The organism is Nitrosospira sp. Is2 (genome assembly GCF_033095785.1).
Taxonomy (GTDB): Bacteria; Pseudomonadota; Gammaproteobacteria; order Burkholderiales; family Nitrosomonadaceae; genus Nitrosospira.
This window is the reverse complement of sequence record NZ_CP137134.1, coordinates 3,435,134-3,450,420: the sequence shown is the minus strand read 5'-3', so window position 1 is coordinate 3,450,420 and position 15,287 is coordinate 3,435,134. Positions and strand designations below refer to the sequence as shown.

9 protein-coding genes are annotated in these 15,287 nt (G+C 57.3%); 5 read left to right on the top strand and 4 right to left on the bottom strand.

The window, feature by feature from the left end; genetic code table 11:
* Positions 1 to 239 precede the first annotated feature (239 nt).
* Complete coding sequence (locus tag R5L00_RS15150) at positions 240 to 1,517, top strand: O-acetylhomoserine aminocarboxypropyltransferase/cysteine synthase family protein (RefSeq protein ID WP_317652611.1); 1,278 nt, start codon at positions 240 to 242, stop codon at positions 1,515 to 1,517.
* A gap of 157 nt (positions 1,518 to 1,674) precedes the next feature.
* Here R5L00_RS15150 and R5L00_RS15145 read toward each other — a convergent pair whose 3' ends face one another.
* The 4 genes from R5L00_RS15145 to R5L00_RS15130 all read right to left on the bottom strand — a co-directional run bounded on the left by R5L00_RS15145 (position 1,675) and on the right by R5L00_RS15130 (position 8,994).
* Positions 1,675 to 2,760, bottom strand: coding sequence for a 5-methyltetrahydropteroyltriglutamate--homocysteine methyltransferase (locus R5L00_RS15145; protein WP_317652610.1), 1,086 nt, complete (start codon positions 2,758 to 2,760; stop codon positions 1,675 to 1,677).
* Between the two features lie 398 nt (positions 2,761 to 3,158).
* Positions 3,159 to 5,267 carry an ATP-binding protein gene (locus R5L00_RS15140; RefSeq protein WP_317652609.1) on the bottom strand — a complete coding sequence of 703 codons (2,109 nt, stop codon included), beginning with the start codon at positions 5,265 to 5,267 and terminating at the stop codon, positions 3,159 to 3,161.
* Between the two features lie 529 nt (positions 5,268 to 5,796).
* Positions 5,797 to 6,696 (bottom strand): alpha/beta hydrolase, encoded by a 900-nt coding sequence (locus R5L00_RS15135; RefSeq protein WP_317652607.1) that lies wholly within the window; start codon positions 6,694 to 6,696, stop codon positions 5,797 to 5,799.
* Between the two features lie 186 nt (positions 6,697 to 6,882).
* Positions 6,883 to 8,994 carry an ATP-binding protein gene (locus R5L00_RS15130; RefSeq protein ID WP_317652606.1) on the bottom strand — a complete coding sequence of 704 codons (2,112 nt, stop codon included), beginning with the start codon at positions 8,992 to 8,994 and terminating at the stop codon, positions 6,883 to 6,885.
* Between the two features lie 385 nt (positions 8,995 to 9,379).
* On the opposite strand from R5L00_RS15130, the gene R5L00_RS15125 reads away from it, so the two are divergent.
* From R5L00_RS15125 to R5L00_RS15110, 4 genes are all read left to right on the top strand, one after another.
* The gene (locus tag R5L00_RS15125) at positions 9,380 to 12,172 is read left to right on the top strand and encodes a PAS domain-containing protein (RefSeq protein ID WP_317652605.1); all 2,793 of its coding nucleotides are present in this window, start codon (positions 9,380 to 9,382) and stop codon (positions 12,170 to 12,172) included.
* 403 nt (positions 12,173 to 12,575) lie between these two features.
* Positions 12,576 to 13,469 carry an SDR family oxidoreductase gene (locus R5L00_RS15120; RefSeq protein ID WP_317652604.1) on the top strand — a complete coding sequence of 298 codons (894 nt, stop codon included), beginning with the start codon at positions 12,576 to 12,578 and terminating at the stop codon, positions 13,467 to 13,469.
* A gap of 247 nt (positions 13,470 to 13,716) precedes the next feature.
* A complete protein-coding gene (locus tag R5L00_RS15115; RefSeq protein WP_107693020.1) occupies positions 13,717 to 13,995 on the top strand; it encodes a KGG domain-containing protein in 279 nt (92 codons plus the stop codon).
* 598 nt (positions 13,996 to 14,593) lie between these two features.
* On the top strand, positions 14,594 to 15,043 hold the full coding sequence (locus tag R5L00_RS15110) for a KGG domain-containing protein (protein ID WP_317652603.1): 450 nt from the start codon (positions 14,594 to 14,596) through the stop codon (positions 15,041 to 15,043).
* Positions 15,044 to 15,287: the final 244 nt, after the last annotated feature.

The following is a 15,287-nucleotide window of genomic DNA, read 5'->3' as shown; positions in this document are numbered from 1 at the left end:
CGGTTTAGCACAATCAAGAGTCACAGCCAGGAAATCTCGGAACACGTGCTGCGGGGCAATCTGTCCGACCCGATGGCCGGCAGGACCGACATGCTTCCAACAGAATAAGCAACCGCATCGATGCGTCTCCTATTTAACCGGGGGCTCGACTTTCGTGGGTGCGATGCGTACATTATCAGTTGGCAACGCGCTCCTACAGGATGTGAGAGGACCTGAATAACAGAGGACAGGAGGACACAATGAAACTGGAATCGCTGGCCCTGCATCACGGCTACCAATCTGACCCCACGACGAAAGCCGCCGCAGTTCCCATTTATCAGACCACTTCCTATACGTTCGATAACACCCAGCACGGCGCAGATTTATTCGATCTGAAGGTCGCGGGAAATATCTACACGCGGATAATGAATCCCACCACGGCGGTGCTGGAACAGCGCATCGCGGAAATGGAGGGCGGCGTTGGCGCAGTCGCTGTTGCCTCGGGCATGGCCGCCATCACCTATGCCATTCAATGCATTACCAGCGCCGGTGAGAATATTGTGAGCACCAGCCAGCTATATGGCGGCACCTATAATCTTTTCGCGCATACGTTACCGCGGCAGGGGATCGATGTGCGCATGGTGGCGAACGATGACTACGAGGATATTGAACGGCAGATCGACAGCAATACCAGAGCGATCTTTTGCGAGTCGATCGGCAATCCCTCCGGAAATATCGCCGATATCGGGAAGCTGGCCGAGATCGCCCATGGTCATGGCGTGCCCCTGATTGTCGACAGCACCGTTTCCACGCCTTATCTGTGCCAGCCGTTCCAACTGGGTGCCGACATCGTCGTGCATTCACTGACCAAATATATCGGCGGCCATGGCACGACGATAGGCGGGATCATCGTCGATTCAGGGAAGTTCGACTGGATGAAACACAATGCACGCTTTCCACTGATGAATGAACCTGATCCCTCCTACCATGGCGTCGTCTATACGGAGGCGTTCGGTCCCGCCGCGTTCATCGGCCGTTGCCGGGTGGTGCCGCTGCGCAATACCGGCGCGGCGCTGTCGCCGCACAGCGCGTTTCTATTGCTGCAGGGACTTGAAACGCTCGGGTTGAGAATCGAAAGGCACTGTGAAAATGCGCTGAAAGTGGCGCAGTACCTCGAAAGCCATCCAAAGGTGGAGTGGGTGAATTATGCGGGGCTGGCCGGCAGCCGATATAATGATCTATGCAACCGCATCAGCAGGGGCAAAGCCTCGGGCATACTGAGCTTCAGTATCAAAGGCGGAGCGGCGTCCGGGAGCCAGTTCATCGACGCGCTGAAGATGGTTCTGCGCCTGGTGAATATCGGCGATGCCAAGTCCCTCGCATGCCACCCGGCCTCCACCACCCATCGGCAACTCAATGCCGAGGAACTGAAAGCTTCGGGGGTGACCGAGGGCATGGTCAGGATATCTGTCGGGATAGAACATATCGACGATATCATCGAAGATATCGCCCAGGCACTCGAGGAAGTTGTTCTTTAGCGAGCGGCCCGGCGCGGGGGGCGCAGCGCCAGCGCCTCCGCCCGGCACCCCCTGGCGGGGCACACGTCCGTTCTCGTCCGTTCTCGTCGCTTCACTTTTTGAGCACGGCGTTATTGCCCCGCACAATCATTCCAACACCCCCAGCGGTATTTCACCGTCAGGTTATGGACGTCTCCATCACCGATTGACCAGAGATCACCTTCCATGCGAGAGCCGTTCCCAGCACGCGTGCCTGTATCTTCCTGAACGCGGTATCGCGGCTGGTGGACGTGTCATCGCAAAAAGGCGAGAAGCCGCAATCGTCGGTGGTGCCCAATTGATCGACGGAGATGTATTCCGCCGCTTCCAGAACCCGGTCCCGGATTTCTTCCGGCGTCTCCATGCGCGCCTCTATCGGGGCGGTGACGCCGATGAAAATCCGCTGCTCGGGCTTCATATGGGCGCGGATGATTTTCAGAACGCGCACGCGGTCCTGCTCGGTAGCGAGCGCAATATAAAAATTCCTCGCTTTCAACTGGAACAGGCTCGGCAATAGCTCGGCATAATCCACCTCGGCGCTATGGGTGGAATCCCAGTCGCCACCCGGGCAGGTATGCACCCCGATTCGCATCAATTCTTCCGGGTTGAAACGCGAGAGCGCCAAGTTGTTCAGATCGATAAAGCTGTTCAGGAGCTTGCCCGTCGGGTCGAGTTTTATCGCGAGCCTGCCTTCTGTAAAGTCAATCTGGACTTTATGCGCGCCCCGGTTGAGACAGCGGCGAACCTCGGTTTCATGTTCATTTAGCAGATCGTCGATGAATTCCGCCCGCGAGTAGCCGGGTATGTCATCGGCGGGGTACATGAGGCTTAAGGCGGAAGGGGAGATAACGGCCTGCTTGACCGGTACGCGCGCGTAGCGCATCGCCACATCCAGATATTGATCCGCATAGACCCGATAACGAAACGGACCGGATACGAGCTTCGGCATGCGCCGGCAATGGCCCGCCTGAAAGGGAATCGTGAACCCGTCAGGCGTGGTATTGGTGAGGCCATGCACGCTGTAGGTCCAGAAGTTATGGTACTTCTTCTGTTCGCCATCGGTTATAACAGGCGAACCGGTCGCTTCAAACTCGGCGATCGTGTCGCGGATTGCATTTTCGTACAAGTGATCGATCCTGGGGTCGAGGGGATCGTTATTCGCCAGGGCCTCGAGCAGCTCGGGCGGGCGGGGGATACTGCCGATAGGTTCCGTTGGTATTGTCATTGGTGCCATTCCTGCTTTCAAAAAAAGTTGCGCGGGGATTACATCAATTTTTGGAATAAAATTATACCGATATAATATATATGCACTCCGCGCGGGTATGCAAGACCCCATTGAAGGCACGGGTACACTGGCGCCCTGGGAAGGGACTCGAAGTACCTATTGAACCTCCGGGGTTGCTGAGGTGCTGGGCGGAGAGGTGCGTATCCAGCCTTTCGAGCCTTTCACACGAAGCTGCAACTTTCTCGAGCGAGCTTCTCAACCTCATGGGTAACAGGTCGTCAAACGATCCTGGCGTGCACGATACAGTTTACGCAGCCGGTATCACGCGGCGCGGCCCAGTCAAAGTGATTTACGACACCCGACTCCGAATATTCAACTGGCTTTCATACGGATTGCGCTTATTTATCGGGTCTGTGCACCCAACGCGTCAAAGTCCTGATGGTGGCAATCAACTCGTGCGCTTCCACGGGCTTTGGAAGATGCGTTTGGAAGCCTGCGATCATCGCTTTTATCCTGTCTTCCGGGCGCGCAAAGGCGGTAAGCGCGATGGCGGGGATATTCCCGCCCCGAGTTGCACCCAGGTTTCTTATTTCGCGAATAAGCTGATATCCATCCTTCTCCGGCATCCCGATATCGCTGATGATTACATCCGGCTTCTGACGTTCCAGAATTTCCAACCCTTCGTCCGCGCTCGCCGCGCACACCACCTGGGCTTCATACCTTGTCAGCACTTCATGGATGAGTCCGCGCGAGTCTTCTTCATCGTCAATGACAAGAATTCTGACCCCCGGAAGCGCAATTTGTTCACTCTGCGGGTTCGATGACCTCAAGCGTGCCTGCCGCAGGGGAGCCTTTGCCTCCATAACGGGCGCAAGCGGAAGGCATACGATGAACGCAGCACCCTTGCCCTGGCCGGCGCTTTCCGCGCGCACCGTGCCGCCGTGCAGCCCTACGAGCTGCTTGACGATGGAGAGCCCAAGGCCCAGGCCGCCATGCTGCCGCGTGAGCGACGAGTCCGCCTGCCGGAAACGATCGAAAACGTAGGGGAGAAACTCGGGTTGAATCCCCGGCCCGGTATCTTTCACGGTAAGCTGCAAATACGAGTCAACCCGCTCCATGACGATATCGACGTTGCCGTTACGTGGCGTGAATTTAACCGCATTGGACAGAAGGTTCCAGATGATCTGCTGCAGGCGATTATTGTCGCCCGAAACCGGTCCGACGCCGGGGGAGCCGATACTCGTTCTAAGGTTAATCCCTTTCGCTTGCGCGGCCGGCGCTATGGACTCCACCGCCGCCTCGACCACCACGGCGAGATCGAGCCGCTGCATGTCGAGCCTCACCTTCCCGGAGATGATACTGCTCATTTCGAGAAGGTCTGCGATCAACTTATTCTGGGCGCGCGCGTTTCTTTCGATGGTCTCCAACCCTCGCTGAATGTTGTCTGGACTCATGGTTCCCTGCAGGATAAGCTGGGACCACCCGAGTATGGCATTCAGCGGCGTTCTCAATTCGTGCGACAACGTTGCCAGGAACTCGTCCTTGACCCGGCTTGCACGCTCGGCTTCGGCACGCGCCAGGCGCTCGTTCTCAAGCAGTTGCTTCTTTTCTTCTTCCCCGCGCTTTATGCTGTCGATATCGGTATGGGAGCCGACCCACATCGATACGTTGCCGTGCACGTCGCGCTTGGCCTGGGCCCGGGTCAGATGCCAACGATATTTTCCGTCGGCCTTGCGGAAGCGATGTTCCATCTGAAAAGGCTCTCCCGTATCCAGGGCACGACGCCAGCGCTTGATATTCTCGTCCACGTCCTCGGGATGGATGAGTTTTGTCCACTCCCAGCCCATCATCTGCTCGGGGTGGAGGCCGGCGTAATCGACCCATTGCTGATTCACATAATCCACCTCGCCGTCAGCACGGGTAGTGGATATTTTCAGAGGCATCGCGTCCGCCATGAACCGCAGACGGTCCACGCTTTCCCGTACAGCTTCTTCCGCGCGCCGGCGGGCCGTGATATCCCTGAAACTCCAGACACGCCCGACATTCTGCTCCTCGATAAATTGCATCTTGGAGAACCGCTCCAGCACGGTCCCGTCGATGAACTCCAGCACATCGTAAGTGTCCGGTGGCCAGGAGGTGTAAATTTCCGCCGCCCTTCCCAGAAAACCCTGCGGATCTTTCAATTGCTTGCAGCAGAAGCTCAGCAGATGCCAGTGCTCGCGGTAACTGGCAGCTTCACGTGGTATCTGCCACAGCTGCAGATACCGTTCATTGAAGCGCAGGACGATGCCATGCTCGTCGGTTACCAGAATGCCATCGGTGGTGGTCTCGATGGTTGCGCGCAGGATCGACAAAGAGTGGTCGAGTTGCTTCGCCTTTTCCTCCAGCTCCTTTTTTGCCTGCCTGAGTTCGTGCTCGGCCCGCTGCCGTGCCTGGAGAATAACGGTGGAGGTTTGCAGCGCAACACAACGTAGCAGTTTCTCTTCGTTGTCTTCTATCATTGCCATGTATGTTCCTTTTCTTGTCCGTTCGCGAGCAGCGGCACCCGTCACGGCGACGGAAAGGCAGGTAATCTTTCTCGGGTGAAGTCTGTATATAGCATATTCACGCCCATTTGCACTGTTGGCATTGTCGGCGTCATTATTAGTGTAATGGAGTGGAGCGGCGCGACGTTCCTTTTTGCAGATGCTAGCTGAGTTGGCGCCGAGGTTCCGTACGTTTACACACAAAATTATAAGGAAGTGGCCAGATATCGAGGAGCGCGATTGCCCGGCAACAGTATCAAAGCACAACAAACCGAAGTACAACCCATAAAAAACGACCGCCAGACCGCAACTACGGCAGCGCGACATCATACGTCTCACGATCAACCAGTTCAACCAGGAAAACGCGACAAATAAGGTGCCTGTTGGAGCTTTGGAACCAAGGCGGCGCGTTTCATCCGTGTCCCGATCGCCATTTCGGCATGCCAGGTTTTACCCGGCTCGCAAGGGGTATAACCGTTGCTTCAAGCTGTGAGAAGGAGTGAGAGAGAAGTCACGGCGTAAGGTTGCGCTCGCGCAAATACCAGTCGAGAAAGGCGGTGACACGGCGTTCGTATTCCTTGCCCGCATAGGCATGCATGTTGAAGTGGCCTCCACCGGGGACGATCCATAATTCCTTGGGCTGCCGGGCGGCAGCAAACAATCGTTCGGTTTCGACCATACGCGTATGCTGGTCAACGGACCCGGAGATCAGCAGGACCGGTGCGTTGAGGTTGGCTATCTGCTCGATGGGATTCAGTTCGTGATCGGGGATGCCCAGCCGAAACGACAACTGCCACAGCAGAAGCGGGGCAAGAGCCGTCCCCGCCTGCCCGAGATGCAGTTTCAGTCTGTTTTCAACTGCTTCCTCGATCGTGGGATGTAGCGATTCAAGCACTACGGCATCGAGCCTTAGCGGCGTTTTTGCCAGCACGATGGCGGCTGCGCCGAGTGAGACCCCGATAGCTCCGATCCGTTCACCCGGAAAGGCGTTGCGCAGATAGGCAACGGCAGCTTGCACATTTTCCGATTCGCGTACGCCAAAGGTGATCCGTTCCCCGGGGGTTTCGCCGTGGGCCTGCAGATCGATGAGCAGGACGCCATAGCCATGGTCATTAAGAAAACGCGCCCGGCTCAGCATCTCGACCCTGTTACTGCGGATCGAATGCACCAGTAATACCAGGCCCCCGCCGCGCGGCCCCCGCGCCAGCCAACCGCGAACAGACGCATTTTCGTCACGCGAATTCTCGTGGACAGGAATCCGCACGGGTTCGACCGGGAAATCGACCGATAAGGTGCTGACCGCGGTGGGCGCGGCGCCGGAAAGAAGTTCGCCAACGGCAAGCGCGGCGATAAACACGGCTGCAAACCCGGACAATAAAGAAACAATGGCGACCAGGATCCAGCGGGGCATACTCGGACTGACCAATCAGGCTTAATATGGAATGATAGGGATATTGTGCCATGCAGGGCAGCCATTGCGGGTTATTATCCGGCCCCCCTTATCGTGGTGGCGGGCGCCCGGCGCGAACACAGTTTTTTTGGCCCGGCCATTGCGGGAGGATTTGAGTGGCAATCCTCGCCGCCGGGATGGGGGATGTTATTGGCAGGCATCCTCTCCAATCTTCTGTCTCCCCGCCCATCCGGTCAAACTGCCGACCGTCGCGATCAGTTCATGCGATTCCACCGGCTTGGACAAATGCCGCTGATAACCGGCGAGCAACGCCTTGGTGCGGTCGGTCGAATGAGCAAAGGCGGTAAGGGCGATAGCCGGGGTTCGACCTCCCTGAGCTTCAGGAAGGTTTCGTACCGCACGAATGAACTGGTATCCATCTTCTCCGGGCATGCCGATGTCGCTTATGAGCACATCCAGTCTTTGATTCTTCACGACTTCCAACCCTTCCATGGCGCTTGCGGCGGTGACCACGTCGGCCTCGCATTGCGTCAACGCCTCCTTGATGAGTTCGCGCGCATCCGGCTCATCCTCGATAACCAGCACTTTCTGTCCTTTAAGGGTTACCTCGCCGTAACCGGGATTACGACGCGGCCGCCCAGATAACTTCGTGTCTTTCCTGTCTTTGATGGGGACGAGCGGCAGGTTGACGATAAACGATGCGCCGCGGCCTTCGCCCGCGCTTTCCGCCCGGACAGTTCCCCCATGCAGCGTCACGAGTTGCTTGACGATGGCCAGGCCGAGGCCAAGTCCGCCGTGGCTGCGGGTAAGCGAAGAATCGGCCTGGCGAAAACGGTCAAATACGTAGGCCAGGAACTCACGCTGGATCCCAACCCCGGAGTCCCTGACCGTCAGTTCGAGGTTCGACGCGACCCTTTCGACAATGACCTCTATCGTTCCGCCTTTTGGGGTGAATTTGACCGCGTTGGAAAGGAGATTCCAGATGACCTGCTGCAAGCGGTTGTTATCCCCGATAACGAGACCCGCCGCGGGATCGACCATTTTCCGCAGGTGTATGCCCTTCGCCTGGGCAGCCGGAAGCATGGATTCAACCGCTGCCTCGGCTACGTGGGCAAGATCCAGCTGCTGCACTTCGAGCCTGACTTTTCCGGATACGATGCTGCTCATTTCGAGCAGATCCTCGATGAGCTTATTCTGCGCGCGGGCATTCCTGTCGATGATCTCCAGACCGCGCTGGATGTCCTCCTGCCGCATCGTTCCCTGTAAAATAAGCTGCGACCATCCGAGAATTGCGTTGAGCGGCGTTCGGAGTTCGTGAGAAAGCGTAGCGAGAAACTCATCCTTGCTCTGATTGGCGCGTTCCGCTTCGCCCCTGGCAATGCGCTCGCGTTCCAGCAACTCCTGTTTTTCTCCGTTCGAGCGCTTAAGGATGTCGATATCGGTATTCGAACCCACCCACATCGATACTTCTCCATTACTGCCCCGTCTGGCTTGAGCGCGCAGCAGATGCCAGCGATAGTCGCCGTCGGCCTGCCGGAAACGGCATTCCATCTGATACGGTTCTCCCGTGCGGACCGAGCGCAGCCAGCCCGTTACGGTCTCGTCCAAATCGTCGGAATGGATGAGCCTGGTCCATTCCCAGCCCGCCAGTTCCTGGGGAGCCAGCCCCGTGTAATCCTTCCATTGCTGGTTGAAGTAATCGAACTTGCCATCGGCGCGCGCGGTGAAAATCTTCTGGGGCATTGCGTCGGCCATGAAGCACATCCGTTCGCCGCTTTCCTGCAAGGCTTCCTCAGCATGTACGCGCGCGGTCACGTCGCGGAAGCTCCAGACCCGGCCGATGCTCTTACCCTCGACATACTGTATCGTCGAATACCGCTCAAAAACCCTGCCGTCGGCGAGGGCCAGCACGTCGTGGCTTTCCTGCGGCCATGACGCGTATATGTCGGCAGTGCGTCGCATGAACTGCTCCGGATCCTTCAACAAAGCGGCGCAGGATTCGAGCAACTGGTGATGCTGTGCGCTACGCTCGGCATTCTCCCGGAATATGCCCCACATCTGCAGATAGTGCTCATTGAAGCGGAGTATGCGGCCGTCCTCGTCGGTGAAGAGGATGCCGTCGGCGGTCGATTCGATGGCAGCGCGCAGGACAGACAGTGACTGATCAAGCTGTCTCGTACGTTCTTCCAGCGCCCACCTGGTCTGCTGGAGCTCGTCCCCGATCTTCTGTCTTGTTTCAAGCACGGTGCGAGAGGGACCGGGTACTTCCTGGCGCGGAATATTCTCATCATGTTTCATAATTTTTCCCCTTTGTCATCACTTGTCGCCAGCTTATCGAACGCTTGTTACAAATGCTGCCAAAAAATACTGATTTCGAAACACCTGAACTTCACCTTTGACCTTTATGGTCGCGACAGGTTTATATTTCTTTATAGGACATCCGGATGCGCCTCGCCGCCGGAGCCTTCCTCTACCGGCGGCCACGTGGAAGCACTGTAATTAACAGACACGTTTAAGGCAGCAAAATCATGTCGTTGCGGGGCGGCTACAATCCGACTTTGCGCAGTGCTGGTACCCAGGTGTTGGTACTTTGCAGCACCTTTGCAATGCTTGAGCACTTGGCTTATAACATCCGGAAGTGTTATAAAGCGACATACATAAAAAAGGGGGGAGGCTATTGTCCATGACTCAGCCTGAGACGCCTGGCTGGCTGCGCGGCAGTGAAATGGGCGAGCAAATTTATGCCTACGACTGGACTCAGTCCGGGTTGGGGCCATTGGAGAGTTGGCCGCCGCACCTTCAGCTCGCAGTCAATATTATCCTCCTGCTGCCATCGCCAGCCCTAGTGCTGTGGGGACCGCAGCTGATACAGATATATAACGACCCCTATCGCGATCTTATAGGCCGCAAGCACCCCAAAGGTCTGGGCCAGCCGGTACGCGAGTGCTGGCCGGAGGTATGGGATTTTATTTCCCCCATCTGCGAGGGGGTCATGGAGCGCCGTGAGTCGTATCTGTTTGACGAGCAGCGGATGGTGCTCAACCGCCACGGGACGCCGGAAGAATCTTTTTTCAAACTCACTTATAGTCCGCTCCCCGGGCCGCCGCGCGAGGGATCATCCGATACCGGCGCCCCCGAGGGGGTGTTCATAACCGTCGCTGAAACCACCGAACTGGTTCGCGCGCGCAAACGCGAGGCGGAGCGCATCCAGCTCAGGGAGGCGCTGCAAGCGGAGCGGATTCAGTTGCTCGAGAAAGTATTCCGCAGCGCACCTTCATTCCTGCATGTGCTTCGCGGCCCCGAATTCATCTTCGAGTTTGCCAACGACGCCTACTATCAGCTTGTCGGCAAACGCGAGCTGATCGGCCGGCCCGCGTTCGACGCGCTTCCGGAAGCAGCTGGATGCGGATTCCAGGAAAAACTTATTGAGGTCATGTCGTCCTGCAAGCCGTTCATTGGATTCGAACTGCCGATGACGTTGAGCCATGCCTGCGGTCAACCGCCGGAAGAACACTACATCGATCTCGTCTATTTGCCTTTGCTGGATGAGGAGGGCAAGTGCCAGCGCGTACTGGGACATGGCATCGATGTGACCATGCATGTGAAAAAGCGCAAGCAAGCCGAGGCGGCGCTGCGCGAGAGTGAAGAGCGTTTCCGGCATGCCCTCGAGATTGACACGATCGGCGTCATTTTTTTCAATGAGTTGGGCAGAATTATTGAAGCAAATGATGCTTTCCGGAAGATAAGCGGCGTCAGCCGGGAGGGTAGAGGGACCGGGCTTATTCGATGCGACCTGCAGACGCCGGCGGACTGGATGGAAATATGTTTGCGCGCCGTCAGGGACTTCACGTCAACAGGCCAAACCGTTCCCTATGAGAAGGAGTTCGTACGCCCGGATGGATCGCGCTGGTGGGCACTTTTCACTGCAAAGCAGCTCGACGAGAAGGAGAGCGTGGGATATGTGATCGACATTACGACGCGCAAACTTGCCGAACGGAGCCTGCGCGAGAGCGAGGCAAGATTCCGCGCCTTGTCGGAAGCTTCGCCCGCGCTGACATGGCAGGTGGATACCGAGGGAAATGCCGTATATCTCAATCAGCGATGCGTCGACCTGCTTGGGGTACCGAAGGAAGAGTTGATGCGCGCCGGTTGGCGCAGGGTAATCCATCCGGAGGATGTCCAAGGGTATATTGAGGCATTCGAGCGCGCCATATGCGACCAGGTGCGTTTGCAACATCGCCTGCGGGTGAAGACAGGACAGGGAGAATGGCGCTGGCTGAAGTCGTACGCGCTGCCCTGGTTTACCGCTTCAGGCAAGTACGGCGGGCACGTTGGCATTTCCATTGACATTACCGAGGCGGTCAACGCGGAAACAGCCCTGCTGGCAGCGGACCGGCGCAAGGACGAGTTTTTGGCGACGCTGGCACATGAGCTGCGGAACCCGCTGGCACCGATTTCGAATGCGCTGGCGCTGATGGGGCGCCCCGACGGCGAAGCGGCAGTCCCTCATCTGCTGCCGGTAATCAGCCGCCAAGTCAACTATATGGTCCGGCTGGTGGATGATTTGCTGGAGATATCGCGGATTACCAGCGGGAAGGTCGAACTGCGGCGCGCCGCGACTGATTTAAATGCGGTGCTGCGCAATAGTGTCGAGGCCAGCATGGCGTTTATCGATGAGAACCAGCATAAACTGGACCTGCACATTCCCGAAACACCGCTGATCGTTTACGGAGACCCGGTCCGTCTTGAGCAGGTGTTCACCAATCTGCTCAATAATGCGGCAAAATATACGCCCAGCGGCGGCAAGATCTGGGTGAGCGCAAGGCAGGAGGGCGACGCTGCCGTTGTATCCGTGCGCGACAACGGGATCGGCGTACTGCCGGACATGCTGCCACGCTTGTTTGACCTGTTCGCGCAGGAGCGCCGCCATGGGGTCGGGGCGCAGGAGGGCCTGGGCATCGGCCTCAATCTGGTCCAGCGGTTGGTGGATATGCATGACGGCTCTGTTGAGGCTAAAAGCGCGGGCAAGGACCAGGGCACGGAAATCATCGTGCGCCTGCCGTTGTCGCAAACGTCGGAAAAACGCGCCGCGCCCGAAACCATCCCTACCCCGACCCCGGGGATACGTGTGCTGGTGGTGGACGACAACCATGATGCAGGTGAAGTCCTGGCAATGCTGCTGGAGTCGATGGGCTTCCTGACGCAGGCCGTCGACAGCGGCGAGGCTGCGCTCGCGGCCCTGCCCGACTATCAGCCAAACGTAATCCTGATGGATATCGGCATGCCGGGGATGAATGGTTACGAAGTGGCCCGCCGCATCCGGGAACAGCCGCAGTACGATCATATCAAGCTCGTCGCGCTCACAGGCTGGGGCCAGGAAAAGGACCGTGTGATGTCGCGCGAAAGCGGCTTTGATCACCATCTTACCAAACCCGTCGATTTTAAAATCCTCAAAGGACTGATCACGTCTATGTAAGTCCTCCCCAAGTCTACCTAATTCCTCCCGTTTCCGTTTCCCCAGCCTGCCCCTAGCGCGATACGACTGCATCCGCAAGCGCGATAGGCTGCGTCCGTTCTGCTTTTCCACCATGGCTCGGCGACGCGGCTCGGACGCAAACTGCCTTCTCCTTTATCCCCTTCTTACCCCCGCTCACGACTGTTGTGTGCGTTACTGCACGGTTTCGCGGCGGAGTTGATTTTAGTCTGGGTATCTGAGCAGCGTGTAATTCTGGCCTTCTGAGATTTTCCGGACATTCGGCCGACTCAGGTTTGACGGGCGACGCATTTTCGCTTCTCATTCGTCCATCTCATCGGGCCCGCTGCCAATCACTCGGCGGTTTGATTGGATCGACATATTCGATTCTTTGAGGAGAAAAAGCATGGTTTCGCATAAACGTTTAAATGAACAGGTGATCGTCATTACCGGGGCCTCAAGCGGAATCGGGTTGGCCACGGCATTGCTAGCGGCTGCGCAGGGGGCAAGGCTGGTCCTTATCGCGCGCAGCGGAGAAACGCTTAAAACGCTCACGGCGAGGATAACGGGCGACGGCGGAGAGGCTTTACATATCGTGGCGGATGTCGGGGACCGGCAGAAAATGGAAGGCGCAGCTCAGGAGGCGGCCGATCGGTTCGGCGGGATCGATACTTGGGTAAACAATGCCGGCGTCTCCATCTATGGACGCCTGGATGAAGTGAGCGAAGCCGACAGCAGGCGCCTGTTTGCTACTAACTTCTGGGGCGTGGCAAATGGTTCGCTCGCGGCTTTGCCTCATCTCAAGCGCAGCGGAGGCGCCCTCATCAATGTGGGCAGCGAAGTATCGGAAGCCGTCGTGCCTTTTCTCGGTATGTACGCAGCATCCAAACACGCCGTCAAGGGCTTCACTGATGCGCTGCGGGTGGAAATCGAAGAGCTCGATGAATCCCCGGTTTCCATCACGCTGATCCAGCCTTCGGCTGTCGATACCCCCTTTCCGCACCATGCTAAAAACTATATGGATAGGGAGCCGAAGCTGCCTCCCCCGGTGATCGAGCCAGAGCAAGTCGCCGAAGCCATCCTGAAAGCGGCGACGGAAGGGGGAAGGGATGTCAAAGTCGGAGCGATGGCGGTTGTCAATACCACAATATCCAAGTTGATGCCGGGCCTTGGCGACAAGATGTCTGTGAAGCGCGGAATGAGTCAGCGGGGGGACACGCTGCCGCTACATCCGGAAGGTACATTGTTCCAACCAGGAGAAGCAGGAACTGCTCACGGCCAAGCCCAAGCGCCTTCCTGAACCGCTATGACAACCGTGGCCAGTCATTCAAATGCCATGGAGCGTCATAAGTACAAATGAGTTTGATTTTTTCCGTATATGTGTGCCGCCGTACATAAAAGCGGTTTTCCCCTTACTAAGATGGGACCATGTCTGGGCTTCGACCCTGGGCACGCTTTCGCAGGCACTATCCGCTGGGGCGGCGACCTCAGAGAGCAGGCCGGATGCCAGCGGAAATTTCTTAAATCTGAATATACAGGAGATTATCATGGCCTCAACAACAAAAAGCGGTGGCCAAAGCAAGCGCGGTTTTGCTTCCATGGACGAAGAAAAGCAACGGGAAATAGCCAGCAAGGGCGGCAAAGCGGCCCATGAAAAAGGGACGGCGCATGAGTTCGATTCTGAAGAGGCCCGCGCGGCGGGTCGCAAAGGAGGAGAAGCGTCCCGGGGCGGCAGAAGCGGGGGTTCGGGCAGCCAGTCATCTTCTCGCGGCGCCTCATCGGCGCAGCATGCAAAGGCAGCCAGCCCAAGCCATAAAAAGTCTTAATAAGACCCAGGAAAAAAGGCGAGAGAACTCGCCTTTTTGGCTTGATTTCACCGCAACGCTTCACCCCACGCCTCACCCCAGCGCTTCCATATCAGCGTAGCCGTTATCTATCCTGCACGATTCTGCTCAGGTTCACCCCTTCCGGCGCGTTTTTGAAAGTGGACGGCGCGCCGCAGCCTGCACCCATTAACTACTTCTCGTCATATTTTTTCACGCGACTGCGACAGGCGGCGGAAATGTCCGCAGTGCGCAAAGCTATGCCTTTTCATGCGTTCTGCATAAATATTCGCCCCGCCCTGTTCGTTCCCTGGGTCTGCCTGCTGCAGCAGCCCCCCTGAAGCAGCCAATATGGGCGCTTAATCCCAATGTCATGCCGCCGCCATTATGCCTGACGACCTATTCCCGCTTCATGCCGGACAGGGCCTGTCGGCATGTGTGCTGGCGAACAGAGCAAAGCGGTTTGACCCTTTACGATGAATTATTCTCCGTCTTTAGATGGCTGAGATAAGGCTCCCGAAAATTTCATATGAGACCGCTCATATCGCTCGATCTATATAAAGTAAAGGGAGTTCATGAGTATTGAATGAGGAGATTTATCATGGCTTCAGACAAAGATAAAGATCAAGGAAAAAGCGCCGCTAACGGCAACAGCGGTACAAGCAAGCGCGGCTTTGCTTCAATGGATGATGAAAAGCAGCGCGAGATAGCCAGCAAGGGAGGCAAAGCCGCTCATGAGAAGGGCACCGCGCATGAGTTCACCTCTGAAGAAGCCCGGGAAGCTGGCAGAGCCGCTCATGAGAAAGGCAACGCTCATGAGTTCGATTCCGAAGAGGCTCGCGAAGCCGGCCGCAAGGGCGGCAAGGCGGCTCATGAAAGGGGCACGGCGCATGAGTTCAATTCGGCCGAAGCTCGCGAAGCGGGCCGTAAGGGCGGCGAGGCGTCCCGTGAAAACCGGAGCGGCAGTTCCGACAGCCAGGCACCTTCCTCACGCGGAGGCTCATCCGCGCAGCATGCCAGGACCAACCGCCAGAGCCCGAAAAACGGTTGAGGAACCTTTGGACGCGGCCTCGCGGGGTTGGCTACCGCAAAGCGAATAAATAGAAGCGTTGCTGTAAATTGTTCACGCGGCCGGGGCGGGGGTTTCTGGTGATCCCAAATTGCCGTGCAGCCTTCCTCGACAGCCCATTCCTCGTGCCGTCGCTTGGTGCTTTACGCTTTTTCTTTGTGCGTAAACGTACGGAACGGCAGCGTGATCTGAGTAGGATAAGACGTACAGCAATTTCGCTGGATTT